Consider the following 19,452-nt stretch of genomic DNA (forward strand, 5'->3'; position numbering starts at 1 on the left):
CCGGCCCGCCGCCCTGGGCGAGGTCGTCACGGCCGCCGCCGCGGCCGCCCAGGGCCGCCGCACCCACGCCGACGAGCGCCCCGGCCTTCGCTCCGAGCCCGCGGGACGCGTCCGTCGTGGCGACGATCAGGACGGGCTTGGCGTCCCCTCCGATCAGGGCGACCACCCCGGTGCGACCTCCGAACGCCGAGCGCACCTCCTGTGCGAGCGTGCGCAGGTCCTCGGCCGGCGTGCCGGGCAGCTGACGGGTGACCAGCTCGTACCCTCCGACGTGTTCGGCGCCGGCCACCAGCGAGGCCACCGAGCCGAGCAGTTCGCGAGTACGCAGCGCAGCGATCTCCTTCTCCGCAGCCTTCACCTGGGCCACCAGCTTGGCGACCCGGTCGGTGAGCTGGTCGGGCTGGACCTTGAGCAGGTCGGCCAGGCCGGCCACGAGCGCGCGCTCCTTCGCCAGGTGCGAGAACGCGTCGGCAGAGACGAACGCCTCGACCCGGCGCAGGCCGGAACCGACCGAGGACTCCCCGAGCAGGCTGAGCAGCCCGATCTGGGAGGTCCGTTCGACGTGGGTCCCGCCGCACAGCTCTCGCGACCACGGGCCGGCCAGCTCGACCATGCGGACGACGTCGCCGTACTTCTCCCCGAACATGGCCTGCGCGCCGAGAGCCTTCGCCTGGGCGAGCGGCATCTCGGTCGCCGTCACCTCGTAGTCGGCACGGATCGCCTCGTTGCTGACACCCTCCAGCTCCTCCTTCAGGCCCTGGCTGAGCGCCTGCGCGGCGTTGAAGTCGAACCGGAGGTAGCCGGGCTTGTTGTACGAGCCCGCCTGGTGGGTGGACTCCCCCAGCAACTGGCGCAGCGCGGCGTTCACGATGTGCGTGGCGGTGTGCGCCTGGCAGGCGCCGGCGCGCGCGAGCGCGTCGACCGCGGCGGTGACGGCAGCCCCGGTGGCGAGTTCGCCGTCCTCGACCCGCACCCTGTGCACCACGAGCCCCTGCACGGGACGCTGCACATCCAGCACCTCGAGGCTCAGGCCGTCGCCGGTGATCAGACCGCTGTCGGCGTCCTGGCCGCCCGCCTCGGCGTAGAACGGGGTCTGGTCGAGCACGACCTCGACGACATCGCCGGGCTGTGCGCGGTCGACCAGCCGGCCGTCGGCGACGATCCCCCGCACCCTCGCGTCCGCGGTGAGCTCGGTGTAGCCCAGGAAGGGCACCTCGCCGCCGGCGCGCAGCGTCCGGTATGCCTCGGTGGCGACCGTCGCGCCCTTCTTGGCCTTCGCGTCCGCCCGCGCGCGGTCCTTCTGCTCCTGCATGAGCCGACGGAAGCCCGCCTCGTCCACGCTGAGGCCCTGCTCGGAGGCCATCTCCAGGGTGAGGTCGATCGGGAACCCGTAGGTGTCGTGCAGTGCGAAGGCACGCTCGCCGGAGATCTCGGTGGTGTGGGCCTCGCGCGCCTGCCCTGCGGCGAGGTCGAAGATCTGGGTACCTGCGACCAGGGTGCGGCGGAACGCCTCCTCCTCGGCGTAGGCGACCTGGCTCACCCGGGCCCACTGGTCGGTGACGTCCGGGTAGGAGGCGCTCATCAGGTCGCGGCTGACCGGCAGCAGTTCGGGCAGCACCGGGTCGTTCACCCCGAGCAGCCGCATCGAGCGGACGCTGCGGCGCAGCAGGCGGCGCAGCACGTAGCCGCGCGCCTCGTTGCCCGGCGTGACGCCGTCGGTCATCAGCATCAGGGCGGAACGGACGTGGTCGCCGACCACGCGCAGCCGGACGTCGTCCTGCGGGTCGCCGCCGTAGCGAGTTCCGGCGATCTCGGCCGCCTTCGTGATCACGGGAAAGATCTCGTCGATCTCGTACATGTTCGCGACGCCCTGCAGGAGGTAGGCCGTGCGCTCCAGCCCCATGCCCGTGTCGATGTTCCTGCTCGGCAGCGGGCCGAGCACGTCGAAGTCGTCCTTGGCGCGGACGGCGGAGAGCTCTTCGGTCTGGAAGACGAGGTTCCAGATCTCGAGGAAGCGGTCCTCGTCGACGACCGGGCCGCCGTCGGGGCCGAACTGGGGACCGCGGTCGATGTAGATCTCCGAGCACGGCCCGCCCGGGCCGGGGACGCCCATGTGCCAGTAGTTGTCCTTCAGCCCGCGCCGCTGGATGCGTTCGTCCGGGATGCCCACGGCGCGCCACAGCCCCGCGGCCTCGTCGTCGTCGAGGTACACGGTGACCCAGACCTTGTCGGGGTCGAAGCCGTAGTTGCCGTCGGCCTGGCTTCCGGTGACCAGTTCCCAGGCGAACTGGATGGCACCCTCCTTGAAGTAGTCGCCGAAGGAGAAGTTGCCGTTCATCTGGAAGAACGTGCCGTGCCGGGTGGTCTTGCCGACCTCTTCGATGTCGAGGGTGCGCACGCACTTCTGGACGCTCACGGCGCGCTTGTACGGCGCGTCCTCCGCGCCGGTGAAGTAGGGCTTGAACGGCACCATCCCCGCGTTCACGAACAGCAGGGTGGGATCGTTGTACACCAGGGGTGTCGACGGCACGATCGTGTGCCCGCGCGCGGCGAAGAAGTCGAGGTAGCGCTGGCGGATGTCCGCAGTCTTCATGTCTGTTGGTCCTTGTCGAAGGCGGCGCGGGGCGCCGGTGAAACGGTGTGCGGGATCCTCCTGGACGAGGGCCTACGGCGTGGCCGCCGGCTCACTCGTCCAGGCCGAGAGCCTCCCGCAACTCGCCCTCGCGGGTGTCCATGGCCTCGCCCATGGTGGAGAGGAATTCCCCGACCCGGTCGACCAGTCCCTCCCTGGTCTTCTCGAGCTGGGTCGCGACGCCCTTGGGGGTGAACCGCTCGTAGTACTCGCGACCCTTGATCACGATCAGTGCGGTGAGCCCGACGCCGACGGCGAACCAGAACAGGCGCTTGCCCATCACTTGGCCTTCTTGGTCGTCTTCTTGCCGCTGACGGCCTGCCGGATGCCATAGGTGAAGGCCGCGGTCTTGATCAGGGGGCCACCCAGGGTGGACGCGAACAGGGTGGACAGCTGGGCGGCGTTCTCGCTCACCACGGTGGCGTGCGCGCTCACCTTCGCGACGTCCTCGGTCACCACGCTCAGCTTGCCCAGCTCGGTGTTGGTGGCCGTCACAGTGCCCTTGAGCTCCTGCAGGATCGGGACCGAGTTGTGGCCGAGGTCGCGGACGGCGAGGCGCAGTTCCTCCAGCACCCGGCCCAGCTTCAGCAGCGGGACGGCGCAGAACACGACGAACGCGACCGCGGCCACCGCGGCGATCAGGCCGGCGATCTCTCCGGCGGACATGGGCTTACCTCGCTGTCTTGAGTCGTTCCCCTTCAACCCCTGAAGAGTAGACGAAGTTGCGTTGACCCGCTGCGCGGAGCAACCCAGCTTCGTCTTGACGAGGGGCGCGCCAGCGGCCATCGGAACAGACGACCGCCACAACACCCCATCCGCCGAGCGCAGACGCCCGAGCGGCCGGCGGCCAACCCCGTCCATCCCGGTGCACGAAGGACTCCAGCTTTCGCCGACCGCCTCCGACGTGCCCGGTGCTGCGCGACGGTCAGGGGACGCGGACCTGCGTGCTGTCCCCTGGCGCCCAGTCCAGTGTCGGTCGGCGCGCGCCGAACCAGACCGTGACCAGCGCGCCGAGCAGAGCGGCGGCGGCAGGCAGGAACATGCTGGCGGCCATCGCCGCGCTGTAGCCGGCCCGGAGCATCGGGGCAGCTGGCCGGTCGTCCCGGCGGCGTCCGCGGCGGCGGAGCCGCCGGGAAGGCTGACCTCGAGCCGGGCCTGCATCAGCGCGGAGATCGCCGCGCTGCCCAGGACCGAGCCGACCTGACGCACCGAGTTGTAGACCCCCGACCCGGCCCCCGCGTCCGTCGGCGGGAGGTTGAATGTCGCCGCCGAGCTGATCGGGCCGTAGGTGAAGGCACCGGCGACACCCATCAGGGCACTGGGAAGGAGCAGCCGCCACCACAGCGACGCGTCCGGCACCATCCAGACCGCGTACCACGCCATCGCCACCGCCATCAGCACCAGCCCGGAGGTGGCGAGCAGGCGGGGATGGACGCGATCGACCAGCCGACCGGCCAGCGGCGCGAGCACGCCCGACAGCACGGCCATCGGCACCAGCTGCAGGGCGGCCCTGGTCGGGCTGAAGCCGAGGACGAGCTGGTAGTAGAAGACCAGCGGCAGCGAGTTGGCGGTCACGGCCAGGCCGACCATGGCGATCGCCGTGTTGGCGATCGAGAAGTTCCGGTCGGCGAACAGGCGCAGCGGCAGCAGCGGCTCCCCCGTACCGACCCGCTGCCACCAGACGAACGCGCCGAGCACGAGGGCGCCGAACACGATCAGCCCGACCACGCTGACCGGGCCACGGATGACCCCCCAGTGGTAGGTCTCCCCTTCCTGGATGCCGAAGACGACGCAGAACATGCCGACCGCCCACAGGAACACCCCTGGCAGGTCGAACCGGTGGCTCCGGGTGCCGAGGTCGGGCACGAGTCGCCACGCGAGAATGAAGCCGAGCACGCCGATCGGCACGTTGACGAAGAAGATCCACTCCCAGCCCAGGCCGTCCACGAGGAAGCCGCCGAGGATGGGTCCGACGAGGGTGGCGACCGCAGCCGTCGCCCCCCACAGGCTCATCGCCTGCCCACGCTCCTGCGGCGGGAAGGTGCGGGTGATCACCGCCATCGTCTGGGGGGTGAGCAGGGCCGCCCCCAACCCCTGCACGGCCCGGGCCGTGATCAGCATCTCGATCGAGCCCGAGAAGCCGCACCAGGCGGAGGACGCCGTGAACACGACCAGGCCGACCAGGTAGATCCGCTTCGGGCCGAACCGGTCGCCGAGCCGTCCGGTGACCAGGATCGGGACCGCGTAGGCCAGCAGGTAGGCGCTGGTCACCCAGACCGCGGCGTTGATGTCTGCGTGCAGTCCCTGCATGATCCGCGGGTTCGCCACCGACACGATCGTGGTGTCCACGAGGATCATGAAGAAGCCGAGCACGAGCGCCCAGAGGGCGGGCCACGGCTTGTCCGCCTGCGCTGGGGTCGAGGTCACGGTCGGGGGGAACCTGTTCGAGCGCCGATTCATTCCTGGGTACGGCCGAGCAGGTCCTCGAGCACGACCAGGCGCTCGGCGAGGGCCCCCTCGTTGCCGTGGTCGGTGGGCTCGTAGTAGCGAGCGCCCTCGAGGTCGTCGGGCAGGTACTGCTGGCGCGCCACGCCGTGCTCGGCGTCGTGGGCGTAGACGTAGCCGGTGCCGTGCCCGTGGGTCTTCGCGCCCGGGTAGTGCGCGTCCCGCAGGTGCGGCGGGACGGTCCCGATCCGGCCGGCGCGGACGTCGGCGATGGCCGCGTCGACCGCCTTCACCACGGCGTTCGACTTGGGCGCCATCGCGCAGGCGATCACGGCCTGGGCGAGGTTGATCCGCGCCTCCGGCAGGCCGATCAGCTGGACGGCCTGGGCGGCTGCCACACAGGTCTGGAGCACGGAGGGGGCGGCCATCCCGATGTCCTCACTGGCGAGGATGACCAGCCGGCGGGCGATGAACCGCGGATCCTCCCCCGCCTCCAGCATCCGGGCCAGGTAGTGCAGGCCGGCCTGGACGTCCGAGCCACGCAGACTCTTGATGAAGGCGCTGATCACGTCGTAGTGCTGGTCGCCGTCTCTGTCGTAGCGCACGGCGGCCTTGTCGACGGCGGTAGCGACCACGTCCGCGTCGATCACGGCGGTGCCCTGAGCAGCGGCACCCGCCGCGGACTCCTCCAGATAGGTCAGGGCGCGACGGGCATCGCCGCCGGCGAACCGTAGGAGAGCGGAGCGCGCCTCGTCGGAGAGCGTGTAGGCGCCGCCGAGGCCACGCTCGTCGATCAGGGCCCGGTCCAGCAGGGTGGCGATGTCGGCGTCGGTGAGCGGCTGGAGAGTGAGCAGCAGCGAACGGGACAACAGCGGGGAGATCACCGAGAAGGACGGGTTCTCGGTGGTCGCGGCGACGAGCGTCACGAGCCGGTTCTCGACGGCCGGCAGCAGGACGTCCTGCTGCGCCTTGGAGAACCGGTGCACCTCGTCCACGAAGAGCACGGTGCCCACACCGTGGACGAGCTCTCGCTGGGCCTCGGCCAGGGCGGCCCTGACCTCCTTCACCCCCGCGGTCACGGCGGACAGTTCAACGAACCGGCGCTGCCCCGTGGCCGAGACGACGGCGGCGATGGTGGTCTTGCCCACCCCGGGCGGCCCCCACAGGAACACCGACATGGCCGCCTTGCCCTCGGCCAGCCTGCGCAGCGGGGAGCCGGGACCGAGCAGGTGGTCCTGGCCGACGATCTCGTCGACCGTTCGCGGGCGCATCCGTACCGCGAGCGGGGTGTCGGCGTGCCCGGCCGTGCTCAAGGACCCGCCCGGCGCAGGCGCGGGGGCCTCGTGAAGCGGGTTGCCGAACAGGTCAGTGTCCATCGCGACGACGCTACACCGCTGCACCCTCCTTGCGTGTGCCGATATATCGAGCTACTCTCGATATATCGGTGTTGTACCGATGACATGATCTGAGGAGAAGAACCATGAACGACAACACATACGACGAGAACTGGAACGACGACCCCCGCGCGCATCGCCGTGGTGGTCATCACGGCGGTCGCGGACGCGGCCGGGACTTCGGCCCCGGTGCGTTCGGCCCTGGCGGTTTCGGCCCCGCGGCGTTCGGAATGGCCGGCCCGTTCGGCCCTGGTGGACCGTTCGGCCCGAACGGGCCGATGGGCCCGGCCGCACGGGGTCGCGGACGGGGACGCCGCGGCCACGTGCGCACGGCGATCCTCGCCCTGCTCGCGGACGAGCCCCTGAACGGCTACCAGGTCATGCAGACGCTCGCCGAGCGCACGCAGGGCATGTGGAGGCCGAGCCCGGGCGCCGTCTACCCCGCGCTCTCCCAGCTGGAGGACGAGGGCCTGATCGAGTCCTTCGACAACGAGGGCCAGAAGGCGTTCCGCCTGACCGGGGCCGGCCGCGCGGCCGCCGAGCAGGTCGAGACCCCGCCGTGGGAGATGGTCAACGAGGCCGTCGCCGGCTGGGGACCCGACCAGGTGAAGGGGATGTGGAAGGAGTTCGCCAGCGTCGCCGCGGCGGCCAAGGAACTCACCCGCAACGGCGACCCGCGGCAGGTCGAGGCGGCCACCGCGCTGCTGGCCGACACCCGGCGCAAGCTCTACGGCCTGCTGGCCAGCGACGGCACGGGGGACGTCCACAACGGGGACGACCTGCGGTAACCAACCCGGCCACCACGAGGTGGACGGACCTGCGGCGACCTCGCCCGGGTCCGTCCACCTCGTCCTGTGCTCAGGCCTGCTTGGGCGGCGGCGGGACGAAGTCCACGCCGGCCTCCTTGCGCTGCCGGGCGGTGATCGGCGCCGGAGCCTCGGTCAGCGGGTCGAAGCCACCGCCGGTCTTCGGGAAGGCGATCACGTCGCGGATCGTCTCGAAGCCGCCCAGCAGCATGACCAGGCGGTCCAGCCCGAAGGCGATGCCGCCGTGCGGCGGGGCGCCGTAGTTGAAGGCGTCCAGCAGGAAGCCGAACTTCTCCTGCGCCTCCTCCGCACCGATCCCCATCACCGAGAACACGCGCTCCTGGACGTCGCGCCGGTGGATACGGATCGAGCCGCCGCCGACCTCATTGCCGTTGCAGACGAAGTCGTAGCCGTAGCTCAGCGCCGAGCCGGGATCGGTGTCGAAGCTGGCCAGCGACTCAGGCTTCGGCGAGGTGAAGGCGTGGTGGACCGCCGTCCAGCTGCCCTCGCCGACCGCGACATCACCGGAGGCGACCGCGTCCGCGGTGGGCTTGAACATCGGCGCGTCGACGATCCACAGGAAGCTCCAGGCCTTCTCGTCGATCAGCCCGGCCCGCCTCCCGATCTCCAGCCGCGCGGCGCCCAGCAACTCCTGGGACGCCTCGCGTGCGCCGGCGGCGAAGAAGATCGCATCGCCGGGGCTGGCGTCCATCGCCGCCGCGATGCCCTCCCGCTCGGCGTCGGAGATGTTCTTCGCGACCGGGCCACCGAGCGTCCCGTCCTCGCCGATGGTGATGTAGGCCAGGCCCCTGGCGCCGTGCTGCTTCGCCCACTCCTGCCAGGCATCGAACTGCCGCCGCGGCAGCGAAGCGCCGCCGGGCATCACGACACCACCGACGTAGGGGTTCTGGAAGACCCGGAACGGCGTGTCGGCGAAGAAGCCGGTCAGCTCGCGGATCTTCAGGCCGAACCGCAGGTCGGGCTTGTCGGACCCGTAGTCGTTCATCGCCTCGTGCCACGTCATCCGCGGCAGCGGGGTGGGCATGTCGACGCCGACGAGCTTCCAGCAGGCCGCCATCACGGCCTCGCCGATCGCGATCACGTCGTCCTGGTCGACGAAGCTCATCTCGATGTCCAGCTGGGTGAACTCGGGCTGCCGGTCGGCGCGGAAGTCCTCGTCCCGGTAGCAGCGGGCGATCTGGTAGTAGCGCTCCATGCCCGCCACCATCAGCAGCTGCTTGAACAGCTGGGGGCTCTGCGGCAGGGCGTACCACGTGCCGGGGTGCAGGCGCGCCGGGACGATGAAGTCGCGCGCGCCCTCCGGGGTGGAGCGGGTCAGGGTCGGCGTCTCGATGTCGTAGAAGTCGTGGGCGGCCAGCACCTGGCGGATCGTGTGGGTGACGTTGGAGCGCAGCACCAGGGCGTCGTGGGGACGCTGGCGGCGCAGGTCGAGGTAGCGGTAGCGCAGCCGCGCGTCCTCGCCCACGCCGGAGCGCTCGTCGATCTGGAAGGGCAGCGGCGCGGACGGGTTGAGCACCTCGAGCTCGCTGACGACGACCTCGATCTCCCCGGTGGGCAGGTCGGGGTTGGCGTTGCCGTCCGGACGCGCCTCGACCACGCCGACCACCCTGATGCAGTACTCGTTGCGGAGCTCATGGGCACCGGAGGCGTCCAGCACCTCGTCGCGGATCACGACCTGGACGATGCCCGAGGCGTCCCTGAGGTCGATGAAGGCCACCCCGCCGTGGTCACGTCGCTTGCCCACCCAGCCGGTGAGCGTGACGGGAGCCCCGATGTCCGAGGCTCGCAGGGTGCCGGCCCTGTGGGTTCGCAGCATGACGATGTTCCTTTCTGTGCCCCGCATAGACGGTGCGGCGCGTGCCCGAAGAGTCTAGGCCGGGGAGCCGGCCCCCGACGAAACCGATCCTGACCGGCTAGCCGCGGACCACCCGCGGACGCAGGTCGGCGGTGGGCGGCTCCCAGGTGTCCGGGTCGGCGGCCACCTGCTCGCCGCTGCGGATGTCCTTCACCTCACCGGTGGAGAACCACACGAACGGGATGCCACGTCGGTCGGCGTAACGGATCTGCTTGCCGAACCGGTCGGCCCTGGCCGCCACCTCGCAGGGGATCCCGCGGGCGCGCAGCCGGGCGGCGATCGCGTCCGCCCCGGCCCGGGTCTCCTCGGCATCGACGGCCACCAGAACGCAGCTCGGCACGATCCGGGACGCGGCGAGCGCGCCCTTCCCGATCAGCGGCGCGAGCACGCGTGTGACGCCGATCGACAGTCCCACGCCCGGATAGGTGGTGCGCCCGTCGGAGGCCAGGGAGTCGTAGCGGCCGCCGGAGCAGATCGAGCCGAGGTGCTCGAACCCGTCCATGCTGGTCTCGTAGACGGTGCCGGTGTAGTAGTCCAGCCCGCGGGCGATCTTGAGGTCGGCGACGATGCGTCCCGGGGCGATCTGGCCACCGGCCCTGACCACGGCGGCCAGCTGCTCCAGACCTTCGTCGAGCAACTCGTGGCGGACGCCCAGTGCGCGCACCCGTCCCACGAACGACTCGTCCGCGGACGCGATCGTGGCCAGCGCGAGGCACTGCCCTGCGACCGCCTCGGAGAGCCCGAGCTCCCCGGTGAGCAGGCCGCGGACGGCCTCGGGCCCGATCTTGTCCAGCTTGTCCACCCGCTGCAGGACGGCCAGGTGGTCCTCGATGCCCAGACCACGGTAGAAGCCCTCGGCCAGCCGCCGGTTGTTCACGCGCATCACCGCCGACGGCAGGCCGAACTCGGTGTGCAGCTTCTCCAGGGCCTCCAGGATGACCCTGGCCACCTCGACGTCGTGGTGCTCGGCGAGGACGTCCTGGCCGACGACGTCGATGTCTGCCTGCAGGAACTCGCGGTACCGGCCTTCCTGCGGGCGTTCGCCCCGCCAGACCTTCTGGAGCTGGTAGCGCCGGAACGGGAACACCAGGTGGCCGGAGTTCTCCAGGACGTAGCGGGCGAACGGGACGGTGAGGTCGAAGTGCAGACCGAGGTCGTCGGCGGCGTCGGCGCTCGCGTGCAGCCGGCGGACGACGTAGACCTCCTTGTCGATCTCACCCTTGCGGGTGAGCTGCTCCATCGGTTCCACGGCGCGGGTCTCGATGGAGGCGAAACCGTGCAACTCGAAGGTGTCGGCGAGGCTGGCCAGGACGCGCTGCTCGACCACGCGCCCGGACGGCAGGAACTCGGGGAAGCCCGACAGGGGCTTGGGACGTGCCATCAGCGACCCACCGATGCCGGTGCGAGGTGGGGGTTGGCGACGCGTTCGTGCGCCATGGTGGTCTGGGGGCCGTGACCGGGCAGCAGCGCGACCGAGTCGGGCAGCGGCAGGACGACGTCCCGCAGCGTGCGCGCCATCGTCCTGGCGTCGCCGCCGGGCAGGTCGGTGCGTCCGATCGATCCGGCGAACACGACGTCCCCGCTGAACACGATCCGGTTGATTCCGGGGTTGCGTCCGTTGTAGTCGAGCCCGAGCAGCACCGAGCCCGCGGTATGGCCGGGCGCAGGCGTGATGCCGAACCTCAGCCGGGCGATGCTCAGCTCCGCGAGGTCGTCGAACTCCTCCACCCTGGCGGGCTCGGTCATCGGCTGTTTCAGCACCTGCCGCAGCAGCGCGACCCCGTCCGCGTTCAGGCCGGCGGCCGGCTCGGCGAGCAGGTGACGGTCGGCGGAGTGGATCCACAGCGGGATGTTGAACTCGTCGGCGAGCTCCGCGGCGTTCGCGACGTGGTCGAAATGGCCGTGTGTCGCGAGGATTCCCTTCGGCTTCAGCTGGTGCTCGGACAGGAGCCGGCGCACGCTCGGCGCCGCGTCCTGCCCGGGGTCGATCACGACGCAGTCGGGGACGCCGGGGGCTGCGACCACGTAGCAGTTGGCCTGCCAGTGGCCAGATGCGAAGGAAGCCAGGAACACGCGTGACAGACTACCGGCAGTCCGGGCCTCGCCGCGTTGTCACAAACAGGGGCGGATCAGGCAAGATGATCCCCATGAACTCCACCTCAGGTCCGGCGGACTTCGGTCGCGTCGACCCGGACGGCACGGTCTACGTGCGCACGGGCGACGGCGAGCGGGTCGTCGGTCAGATTCCCGACGTCGAAGCCGCGGAGGCGCTCGCCTTCTACACCCGGCGGTACGAGGCTCTCGAGGTGGAGGTGGGCCTTCTGGAGACGAGGGTGAAGAGCGGCGCGCTCTCCCCCGAGGAGGCCAGGCACAGCATCGCAGCGGTCCGCGCCAGCGTGGCGTCCGCGAATGCCGTCGGCGACCTCGACGGGCTCGCCGCCCGGCTCGAAGCCCTCTCGCCGGTCCTGGCCGAGCAGGCCGAGGTGCGCAAGGCCGAACGCTCCAGGCAGCAGGCCGCCACCCGGGAGACCAAGGAGCGCATGGTCGCCGAGGCCGAGGTGCTCGCGGCGGGCAACGACTGGCGCGGCGGGGTGAATCGCTTCCGGGCGCTGCTGGAGGAATGGAAGGCCCTCCCCCGCATCGACCGGGCCACCGACGACGCGTTGTGGCACCGCTTCTCCGCCGCCCGCACCACCTACACGCGTCGGCGCAAGTCGCAGTTCGCCGAGCAGGCCGCCAGGCGTGAGGGTGCCCGGCAGGAGAAGGAACAGATCATCGCCGAGGCGCGCGAGCTCGCGTCCTCGACCGAATGGGGACCGACGGCCGGTGCGTTCCGCGAGCTGATGACCCGCTGGAAGGCGGCCGGCGCGGCTCCTCGCGAGGTCGACGACCAGCTGTGGGCGGAGTTCCGCGGGATCCAGGACGGATTCTTCAATGCCCGTGCGTCGGTGCTGAGCGAGCAGGACGCCGAGTACAAGGCCAACCTCGACGCGAAGCTGGCCCTGCTGGAGGAGGCCGAGGCCTCGTTGCTGCCGGTCACCGACCTCGCCGCCGCCCGCGCCGGCTACCGGAGCTTCCTGGAGCGGTTCAACGCCTACGGGAGGGTGCCCCGGGAGCAGATGCGGGCGGTGGACGCCAGGGTGAAGGCGATCGAGTCGGCGGTGAAGGCGGCCGAGGACGCGGAGTGGCGTCGCACCGACCCCCAGGCGCGGGCACGCGCCGAGGAGACCGTCGGCATGCTCTCCGCGGAGATCGAGAAGCTCACCGAGAAGGCCGCGAAGGCGACCGCGCGGGGCGACAAGGCCGCCGCGGCCAAGGCGAACGACTCGATTGCCACCTACCAGACCTGGCTCGACCAGGCCAAGGCCACCCTCGCCGACTTCAACCGCTGAGCACGCCTCCGCGGACGGTTCCGGGACGGTTGCGCGGACCGAGTGGGGGACGGTTCCCTTCTCGGTCCACCTTCCCCCGGACCGCGTTGGACCGACTCGGGGACGGTTCCGCTCTCGGTCCACCGACGGCCCAGCAGCCCATTCCGTCGAACGGCGGACCGAGTTGGGGACGGTTCTCCACTCGGTCCACCTTCACCTGGACCGAGTAGGGAACCGTCCCCAATCCGGTCCAACGCGGTGCGGACCTTCACCTGGACCGAGTAGGGAACCGTCCCCCATCCGGTCCAACGCGGTGTGGACCTTCACCTGGACCGAGAAGGGAACCGTCCCCCATCCGGTCTAGCGCGGTGCGGACCTTCAGGTGGACCGAGTAGGGAACCGTCCCCAATCCGGTCCACCCTCGCGGGGGAGCCCGGCGAGCAGCGGCCGGCGCCCAGCGTCAGTTCTTGATCCGGAACACGTCGTAGACGCCGGGGACCTTGCGGACGGCGCCGATCAGGTGCTCGAGGTGAGTGGGGTCGGTGGTCTCGAAGGTGAAGCGGAACTTGAACGTGTGGTCCTTGGCCGTGTTCAGGGTCGCGGTCTGGATCGAGATGTGGTGCTCCCCCATCACCCTGGTCACCTCGGAGAGGATGCCGGTCCGGTCCAGGCCCTCCACCTGCAGCGCGACCAGGAAGGAGCTGGTCGCGGTCGGCGCCCACGCGACGTCCACGAGCCGCTCGGGCTGGCTGCGCAGAGACTGCGCGTTCGTGCAGTCGACCCGGTGCACGGAGACGCCGCTCTCCCTGGTGACGAAGCCGAGGATCTCGTCGCCGGGCACCGGGCGGCAGCACCGGGCGAGCTTCACCCACACGTTCGGGTCGCCCTGGACGACCACGCCGGCGTCATTGCCCGAGGTCATCCTTCCGCGCCGGGGCCGGGCCGTGATCACCGAGGTGTCCTCGCCGCCCAGCTCGGCGACCTCCTCCGCGCCGCCCTCGGACGCGATCAGCCGCTGCACCACGGCCTGCGGGCTGATCGAGCCCTCGCCGATCGCCGCGTACAGCGCGTTCACGTCCGCCACCCGGAAGTGCTCGGTGAGCCCGGTCATGTGCTCGGGGGTCAGCAGCCGCTGCAAGGGCAGACCGGCCCTGCGCAGCTGCCTGGTGAGCTGCTCCTTGCCGGTGTCGACCGACTCCTCACGCCGTTCGCGCATGAAGTACTGCCGGATCTTGCCACGCGCCCGCGGGCTCTTGACGAAGCCCAGCCAGTCCCGGCTCGGGCCGGCGTTCGCCGCCTTCGACGTCAGCACCTCGACGACGTCGCCGCTGGACAGCGCCGACTCCAGCGAGACCAGCCGTCCGTTCACCCTGGCACCGATCGTCCGGTGCCCCACCTCGGTGTGGACGGCGTAGGCGAAGTCGACCGGGGTACCGCCGGCGGGCAGGCTGATCACGTCGCCCTTCGGCGTGAACACGAACACCTCGTCGTTGGCGATCTCGAACCGCAGGGTGTCGAGGAACTCGCCGGGGTCCTCGGTCTCGCGCTGCCACTGGTTGATCTGCTGCACCCAGTTGAGCTCGGTCCCGTCGACCTTGCCCTCCTTGTACTTCCAGTGGGCGGCGACGCCGTACTCGGCCTGCCGGTGCATCTCGTGAGTGCGGATCTGCAACTCGACCGGCTTGCCGCCCGGGCCGAGGACCGTCGTGTGCAGCGACTGGTAGAGGTTGAACTTCGGCATCGCGATGTAGTCCTTGAACCGCCCGGGCAGGGGGTTCCACCGCGCATGCAGCGTGCCGAGCGCTGCGTAGCAGTCGCGCTGGGTGTCGACCAGGATCCGCAGCCCGACCAGGTCGTAGATGTCGGCGAAGTCGCGCCCGCGCACGACCATCTTCTGGTAGATGGAGTAGTAGTGCTTGGGACGCCCGTAGACCGTGGACTTGATCCCGGCGTCGGCGAGGTCGGCGCGGACCTGCTCGGTGACGACCCGCAGGTAGTCCTCGCGCAGCGGGGCCCGCGCCGCGACCAGCTTGACGATCTCGTCGTAGACCTTGGGCTGCAGGGTGGCGAAGGAGAGGTCCTCCAGCTCCCACTTGATGGCGTTCATGCCCAGCCGGTGCGCCAGCGGGGCGAAGATCTCCAGGGTGTCCCGGGCGATCGCCATCTGCTTGTCCTGGCGCAGGTAGCCGATCGTGCGCATGTTGTGCAGCCGGTCGGCGAGCTTGATCACGAGGACGCGGATGTCCTTGCTCATCGCCATCACCATCTTGCGGATGGTCTCGGCCTTCGCCGACTCCCCGTACTGGATCTTGTCCAGCTTGGTCACGCCGTCGACCATCGCCGCGATCTCGCTGCCGAAGTCGGCGGTCAACTGCTCGACCGTGTAGGAGGTGTCCTCGACCGTGTCGTGCAGCAGCGCGGCGGCGATCGTCGGCTCGGTCATCCCCAGCTCGGCGAGGATCGTCGCCACCGCCAGCGGATGCGTGATGTAGGCGTCGCCGCTCTTGCGCAACTGTCCGGTGTGGTAGTGCTCGGCGGTCCGGTAGGCGCGCTCGATCAGCGCGACGTCGGCCTTGGGATGGTGCGTGTGGATGATCCGGACCAGCGGGTCGAGCACCGCGGCCGGCTGGTTGCGCTGGGCGCCGATCCGGGCGAGGACCTGCCGCATCCGCAGCCGGGGCTGGTCGGTCGACGCGAGTCGACCGCGGGGTTCGCCGGGCAGGCCGTCCCCTTCGCCGTACGGTCCGTGGACGCCCTGCGACACACCGCCTCCGCTGTTCGAGAAGTGGAGGCTCACTCTACCCGGGGCGACCGCGGCGCGCCCGCAGCCTTCCGCACCACGACGACCTCGTCACCGGTCCGAAGCGTCTCCGTGCCGAGCTCGTAGTAGCGCCGAAGCATCCGGTTGCGGACGATGCCCAGCACCTTCTCGCCCTCGAGCTCGTCGGGCCGCCGGCCTTCCTCGTCCCTGGTGACCAGCCGCTGGACGACCTCGAGCCCGTCCCCGGCCGAGAGCAGGTCCTCGATCACCTCGCCCAGCTCGGGGCTCAGCGAACTCAGGCCCATCAGGCGACCAACCGCGTCCGACGACGTGACCACCTGGTCCGCGCCGGACTGACGCACCAGCGGAAGGTTCAGCGAGTCGCGGACGGCCACCACGAGGTGGGCACCACGATTCAGCTGGCGCACGGTCAGCGTCGCGAGAATGGCGGTGTCGTCCCTGCCGACGGTGATGATCACCTCCTTCGCCTTCGGGAGCTCGGCGCGGTGCAGCAGCTCGCGCGAGGTCGCGTCCCCCTCGAAGGCGGCCAGGCCGCGCCGGTTGGCCGCGGCCACCGCCTGCGCGTCGGCGTCGATGACGAGAATCCGTTCGGTGGGAATCGCCCCCCGCAGCAGCGCGGCGGTGGCGCTCTGGCCGGTGGTGCCGTAACCGATGACGACGGTGTGGTTGCGCATCTTCCTCCTCCAGCGCGAGTCCCGCAGCGCGCGGCGGCCCTGGTTGGCCAGTACCTCCACGGTGGTGCCGACCAACAGCACCAGGAAGGCGATCCGGATCGGCGTCACGACGAACACGTTGATCAGCCGCGCGTGGGGCAGCACGGGCGTGATGTCGCCGTAGCCCGTGGTGGTCATCGTGACGGTGGCGTAGTAGAGGGCGTCGATGAAGTCGACACCGTTGCCGCCGGTGTGGTCGCCGTACGCGTCCCTGTCGATGTACACGATCAGGGTGAGCAGCAGGAGCAGTCCCAGTGCGACGCCGACCCGGGTGAGCAGCTCCCGCACCGGCGTCGTGGCGCGGCTGGGCAGACTCACCTGGGCCCGCCCCGACCAGAGGCCGGAACGGGTCGGGCGCGGCCTCGGCGACGCCATCAGGCCTTCAGGACCGCCGAGGTCTCGTGCACGCCGACCGCCTCCAGCCGCCCGCGCCCGCCCAGGAAACCGAGCTCGATCAGCACCGAGACGTGGACGAGCTCTGCCCCGAGCCGGCGGATCAGGGCCGCGGTCGCGCCGATCGTGCCTCCGGTGGCGAGCACATCGTCGATCACCAGCACCTTCGCGCCGGGCATGATCGCGTCGGTGTGGACGGCGAGCGTCTCATCCCCGTACTCGAGGGAGAAGGTCTGCGTGTAGACGTCACCGGGAAGCTTGCCCGGCTTGCGGACGGGAACGAATCCCGCGCCCAGCGCGAGGGCCACCGGCCCGGCGAAGATGAAGCCGCGGGCCTCCATCCCGACCACCACGTCGATGCCGTCCGGCGCGCTCGCGGCCAGCTCCTCGACCGCGGCCCGGTAGCCGGCCGGGCTGGCGAGCAGCGGGGTGATGTCCTTGAACACCACCCCCGGCTTGGGAAAGCCGGGGATGTCGCGGATCAGCGAAGAGATCAGCGCCCGGTTCTGCTCCTGTGCGGACATGCCGTCACTTCCTGCGCTGGCTGCGCGACTGCCGGCTGGGCTGCTGCCGCGTCCCCGCCTGCACATCCTTCGCGGAGACCAGGCCGAGGGTGGCCGGATCGACCGGCGCGGCGGCGGTGTCCCCCACGGCGACCGTCACCGACCGGGTGGGCTTGCGGATCGCCTTCTCGCTGGCCCGTGCCTCGCGGCGGGACAGCCGCTCGCGGTGCTCCTGCATGTCCGGGTCGGACTCCCGCATCTGGGCCAGCAGGGGGGTCGCGATGAAGATCGAGGAGTAGGCCCCCGCGATCATGCCGACGAACAGGGCCAGCCCGAGGTCCTTCAGCGGTCCGGTGCCGAGGACGAACCAGCCGGTAAACAACAGGGCGGCGACCGGCAGGACGCCGATCACCGTCGTGTTCAGCGACCGCACCAGCACCTGGTTGAGGGCGGTGTTGGCCTGGAACGAGTAGGTGTGGCGGGAATGGGTGATGTCGCGGGTGTTCTCGCGAATCTTGTCGAACACCACCATGGTGTCGTAGAGCGAGTAGCCGAGGATCGTGAGGACGCCGATCATGGTCGCCGGCGTCACCGAGAAGCCGATCAACGCGTACACGCCCACCGTCACCACGAGGTCGTGCAGGAGGGCGACGATCGCCGAGACGCTCATCTTGAACTCGCGGAAATAGACCCAGATCAGGACCATCACCAGCACGAGGAAGACGACCAGCGCGATCAGGGCCTGGGTGGAGATCTGCTGGCCCCAGGACGCGCCGATCAGCGAGTAGGCGACGTCGTCGGTCTCGGCGCCGACCGCCTGGGCGATCGCGGCCTTCACCTCGGTGACGTTGCTCTCGGAGTTGATCTGCTCGGTCTGGACGCGGACGGTGTCGGTGCCGATCGTGGTGACGCTGAGGTCGTCGCCGGCCACCCCCAGTGCTGCCACGGCCTCCCGGACGTCGTCCACGGTGGTCGCCGTGACGGCCGCCGGGGCCGAGAACTCCGCGCCGCCGGTGAACTCGATGCCCCAGTTCAGACCGCGGAACAGCAGTGCGCCGATCGAGACCAGCAGGACGATTCCCGAGATCAGGTACCACCGGTTGCGGTGCCCGACGAAGTCGTAGGAGATCTCGCCGGTGTACAGCCGGTGCGCGATGCCTGGCTTCCTGGCCGGAGCCTCCTGCGGCTCGGTGAGCTGGTCGGTCATCACGCCTGTCCTCCTGCGGCGGCCGCGCCCTTGCGCAGCGAGTTGTGCAGTGGCGCCTTGCTGGTGCCCATGTGTTCGGCCTCGAAGCCGGAGAAGCGGTGCCCCTCCCCGAAGAACTTCGTGTGGCCGAGCAGGGTCATCATCGGCTTGGTGAAGAAGAACACCACGGCGATGTCGATCACGGTGGTCAGGCCGAGGGTGAAGGCGAAGCCCTTCACCGAGCCGATCGCGATCACGAACAGCACGATCGCGGACAGCAGCGACACCGAGTCGGCCGCCAGGATCGTCTTGCGGGACCGGAGCCAGCCGGTCTCGATGGACGTGCGCAGGCTGCGTCCCTCGCGGACCTCGTCGCGGATTCGCTCGAAATAGATGATGAACGAGTCGGCCGTGACACCGATCGCGACGATCGCACCCGCGATGCCGGGCAGGTTGAGGGCGAAGCCCATGCTCAGCCCCAGCAGCACCATCAGCGACCAGGTGAGCGCGCCGGCCACGACCAGCGAGAGGGTCACCACCAACGCCAGGCCCCGGTAGTACAGGATGCTGTAGAGGAGCACCAGGCCGAGGCCGATCAGGCCGGCGATGATGCCGGCCTGCAACTGGTCGCCACCGAGCTTGGCCGACACGTTCTCGACGCTGGAGATGTCGAAGGACAGCGGCAGCGCGCCGTAGGTCAGCACATTCGCCAGCTGGGTGGCGCTGGCCTGGGTGAAGCTGCCCTCGATCTGGGCCTGGCCGCCGGAGATCGTCGAGCTGACCGAGGGCGCCGAGATCACCTTGCCGTCCAGCACGATGCCGAACTGGTTCTCCGGGCTGGTCTGTTGGGCCAGGTGGCCGGTGACGGTGGCGAAATCGGCCGCACCCTGGCTGTTGAACTGCAGGGTCACCACGTAGGACACCGAGTTCTGCGGGATCGCGGCCTGCGCCTTGGTCACCTGCTGGCCGCTGATCAGCGCCGGGCCGAGCAGGTACTTGTAGGTACCGGTGTCGTCACAGGTGATCAGCGGCTGGTCGCTGACGTCAGGGGTCGGACTGGTCTGTCCGCACTCGAACGCGTCGAACTCGCTGGTGTCGCGGTCGCTCGGCGTGTAGGTGAGCAGGTCGGTCAGGCTGGCCGCGGGGGTCGCCGCCGCGGTCGGACGCGGGCTGGGCACCGGCGTCGGCAGAGCCGGCATCGGCCGCTTGTTGCCGGTGCTGGAGGCCGTCGCGGTGGGTTCGGCCGACGCGGTCGCCGTCGCCTGCTCGGTGGCGGTCGGCTCCGCGGTGGCGGTCGGCTCCTCCGCGGACGCCGTCGCCGTGGGCTGGGCGGTCGCCGTGGTGCCGGTCG

The 19,452-nt window shown here is 70.4% G+C and carries 14 protein-coding genes; 2 read left to right on the forward strand and 12 right to left on the reverse strand.

From position 1 onward, the window contains the following. The 4 genes from alaS to QM633_RS03440 all read right to left on the reverse strand — a co-directional run. A partial coding sequence (gene alaS, locus QM633_RS03425) for an alanine--tRNA ligase (protein WP_415152327.1) occupies positions 1-2,593 on the reverse strand: 2,593 nt, incomplete at its 3' end. A 91-nt stretch (positions 2,594-2,684) separates the two neighbouring features. Continuing rightward, positions 2,685-2,912, reverse strand: coding sequence for a hypothetical protein (locus QM633_RS03430; RefSeq protein WP_415152328.1), 228 nt, complete (start codon positions 2,910-2,912; stop codon positions 2,685-2,687). Further along, the gene (locus QM633_RS03435; RefSeq protein WP_415152329.1) at positions 2,912-5,059 is read right to left on the reverse strand and encodes a DHA2 family efflux MFS transporter permease subunit; all 2,148 of its coding nucleotides are present in this window, start codon (positions 5,057-5,059) and stop codon (positions 2,912-2,914) included. Before QM633_RS03435 ends, QM633_RS03430 begins: the two co-directional genes overlap by 1 nt. A 29-nt stretch (positions 5,060-5,088) precedes the next feature. Continuing rightward, positions 5,089-6,453, reverse strand: a complete 1,365-nt coding sequence (locus tag QM633_RS03440; protein WP_415152330.1) for a replication-associated recombination protein A — start codon at positions 6,451-6,453, stop codon at positions 5,089-5,091. 104 nt (positions 6,454-6,557) lie between these two features. On the opposite strand from QM633_RS03440, the gene QM633_RS03445 reads away from it, so the two are divergent. Continuing rightward, positions 6,558-7,259 carry a PadR family transcriptional regulator gene (locus QM633_RS03445; RefSeq protein ID WP_415152331.1) on the forward strand — a complete coding sequence of 234 codons (702 nt, stop codon included), beginning with the start codon at positions 6,558-6,560 and terminating at the stop codon, positions 7,257-7,259. Between the two features lie 70 nt (positions 7,260-7,329). Here QM633_RS03445 and aspS read toward each other — a convergent pair whose 3' ends face one another. The 3 genes from aspS to QM633_RS03460 all read right to left on the reverse strand — a co-directional run bounded on the left by aspS (position 7,330) and on the right by QM633_RS03460 (position 11,226). Continuing rightward, a complete protein-coding gene (aspS, locus tag QM633_RS03450) occupies positions 7,330-9,114 on the reverse strand; it encodes an aspartate--tRNA ligase (protein ID WP_415152332.1) in 1,785 nt (594 codons plus the stop codon). Positions 9,115-9,211: 97 nt separating this feature from the next. Then, positions 9,212-10,534, reverse strand: a complete 1,323-nt coding sequence (gene hisS / locus QM633_RS03455) for a histidine--tRNA ligase (RefSeq protein ID WP_415152333.1) — start codon at positions 10,532-10,534, stop codon at positions 9,212-9,214. Continuing rightward, a complete protein-coding gene (locus tag QM633_RS03460; RefSeq protein ID WP_415152334.1) occupies positions 10,534-11,226 on the reverse strand; it encodes an MBL fold metallo-hydrolase in 693 nt (230 codons plus the stop codon). Before QM633_RS03460 ends, hisS begins: the two co-directional genes overlap by 1 nt. 74 nt (positions 11,227-11,300) lie before the next feature. Between QM633_RS03460 and QM633_RS03465 the strand changes: the two genes are divergently transcribed. Next, positions 11,301-12,545: a DUF349 domain-containing protein gene (locus tag QM633_RS03465; protein WP_415152335.1), complete on the forward strand. Its 1,245-nt coding sequence runs from the start codon at positions 11,301-11,303 to the stop codon at positions 12,543-12,545. A gap of 439 nt (positions 12,546-12,984) precedes the next feature. Here the strand turns inward: QM633_RS03465 and QM633_RS03470 are convergent, their stop codons facing one another. From QM633_RS03470 to secD, 5 genes are all read right to left on the reverse strand, one after another. Continuing rightward, positions 12,985-15,288: a RelA/SpoT family protein gene (locus QM633_RS03470; RefSeq protein WP_415152336.1), complete on the reverse strand. Its 2,304-nt coding sequence runs from the start codon at positions 15,286-15,288 to the stop codon at positions 12,985-12,987. Positions 15,289-15,317: 29 nt separating this feature from the next. Further along, the gene (locus QM633_RS03475; RefSeq protein WP_415152337.1) at positions 15,318-16,394 is read right to left on the reverse strand and encodes a potassium channel family protein; all 1,077 of its coding nucleotides are present in this window, start codon (positions 16,392-16,394) and stop codon (positions 15,318-15,320) included. Then, entirely contained in the window at positions 16,394-16,936 is a 543-nt protein-coding gene (locus QM633_RS03480; protein ID WP_415152338.1) for an adenine phosphoribosyltransferase, read from the reverse strand. Before QM633_RS03480 ends, QM633_RS03475 begins: the two co-directional genes overlap by 1 nt. Before the next feature lie 4 nt (positions 16,937-16,940). Beyond that, positions 16,941-18,122: a protein translocase subunit SecF gene (secF, locus tag QM633_RS03485; protein ID WP_415152339.1), complete on the reverse strand. Its 1,182-nt coding sequence runs from the start codon at positions 18,120-18,122 to the stop codon at positions 16,941-16,943. Then, a partial coding sequence (gene secD, locus QM633_RS03490; RefSeq protein WP_415152340.1) for a protein translocase subunit SecD occupies positions 18,122-19,452 on the reverse strand: 1,331 nt, incomplete at its 5' end. The genes secD and secF, both read right to left, overlap by 1 nt.

Origin of the sequence: Propionicimonas sp. (assembly GCF_047606205.1) — a bacterium.
Taxonomy (GTDB): Bacteria; Actinomycetota; Actinomycetes; order Propionibacteriales; family Propionibacteriaceae; genus Propionicimonas.

Bases quoted from the DNA above. Each gene is read 5' to 3' on its own strand.
- QM633_RS03430 (WP_415152328.1), bottom strand. From the start codon at position 2,912: ATGGGCAAGCGCCTGTTCTGGTTCGCCGTCGGCGTCGGGCTCACCGCA.
- secF (WP_415152339.1), bottom strand. From the start codon at position 18,122: ATGACCGACCAGCTCACCGAGCCGCAGGAGGCTCCGGCCAGGAAGCCA.
- QM633_RS03465 (WP_415152335.1), top strand. From the start codon at position 11,301: ATGAACTCCACCTCAGGTCCGGCGGACTTCGGTCGCGTCGACCCGGAC.
- hisS (WP_415152333.1), bottom strand. From the start codon at position 10,534: ATGGCACGTCCCAAGCCCCTGTCGGGCTTCCCCGAGTTCCTGCCGTCC.
- aspS (WP_415152332.1), bottom strand. From the start codon at position 9,114: ATGCTGCGAACCCACAGGGCCGGCACCCTGCGAGCCTCGGACATCGGG.
- QM633_RS03445 (WP_415152331.1), top strand. From the start codon at position 6,558: ATGAACGACAACACATACGACGAGAACTGGAACGACGACCCCCGCGCG.
- QM633_RS03480 (WP_415152338.1), bottom strand. From the start codon at position 16,936: ATGTCCGCACAGGAGCAGAACCGGGCGCTGATCTCTTCGCTGATCCGC.
- QM633_RS03440 (WP_415152330.1), bottom strand. From the start codon at position 6,453: ATGGACACTGACCTGTTCGGCAACCCGCTTCACGAGGCCCCCGCGCCT.
- QM633_RS03475 (WP_415152337.1), bottom strand. From the start codon at position 16,394: ATGGCGTCGCCGAGGCCGCGCCCGACCCGTTCCGGCCTCTGGTCGGGG.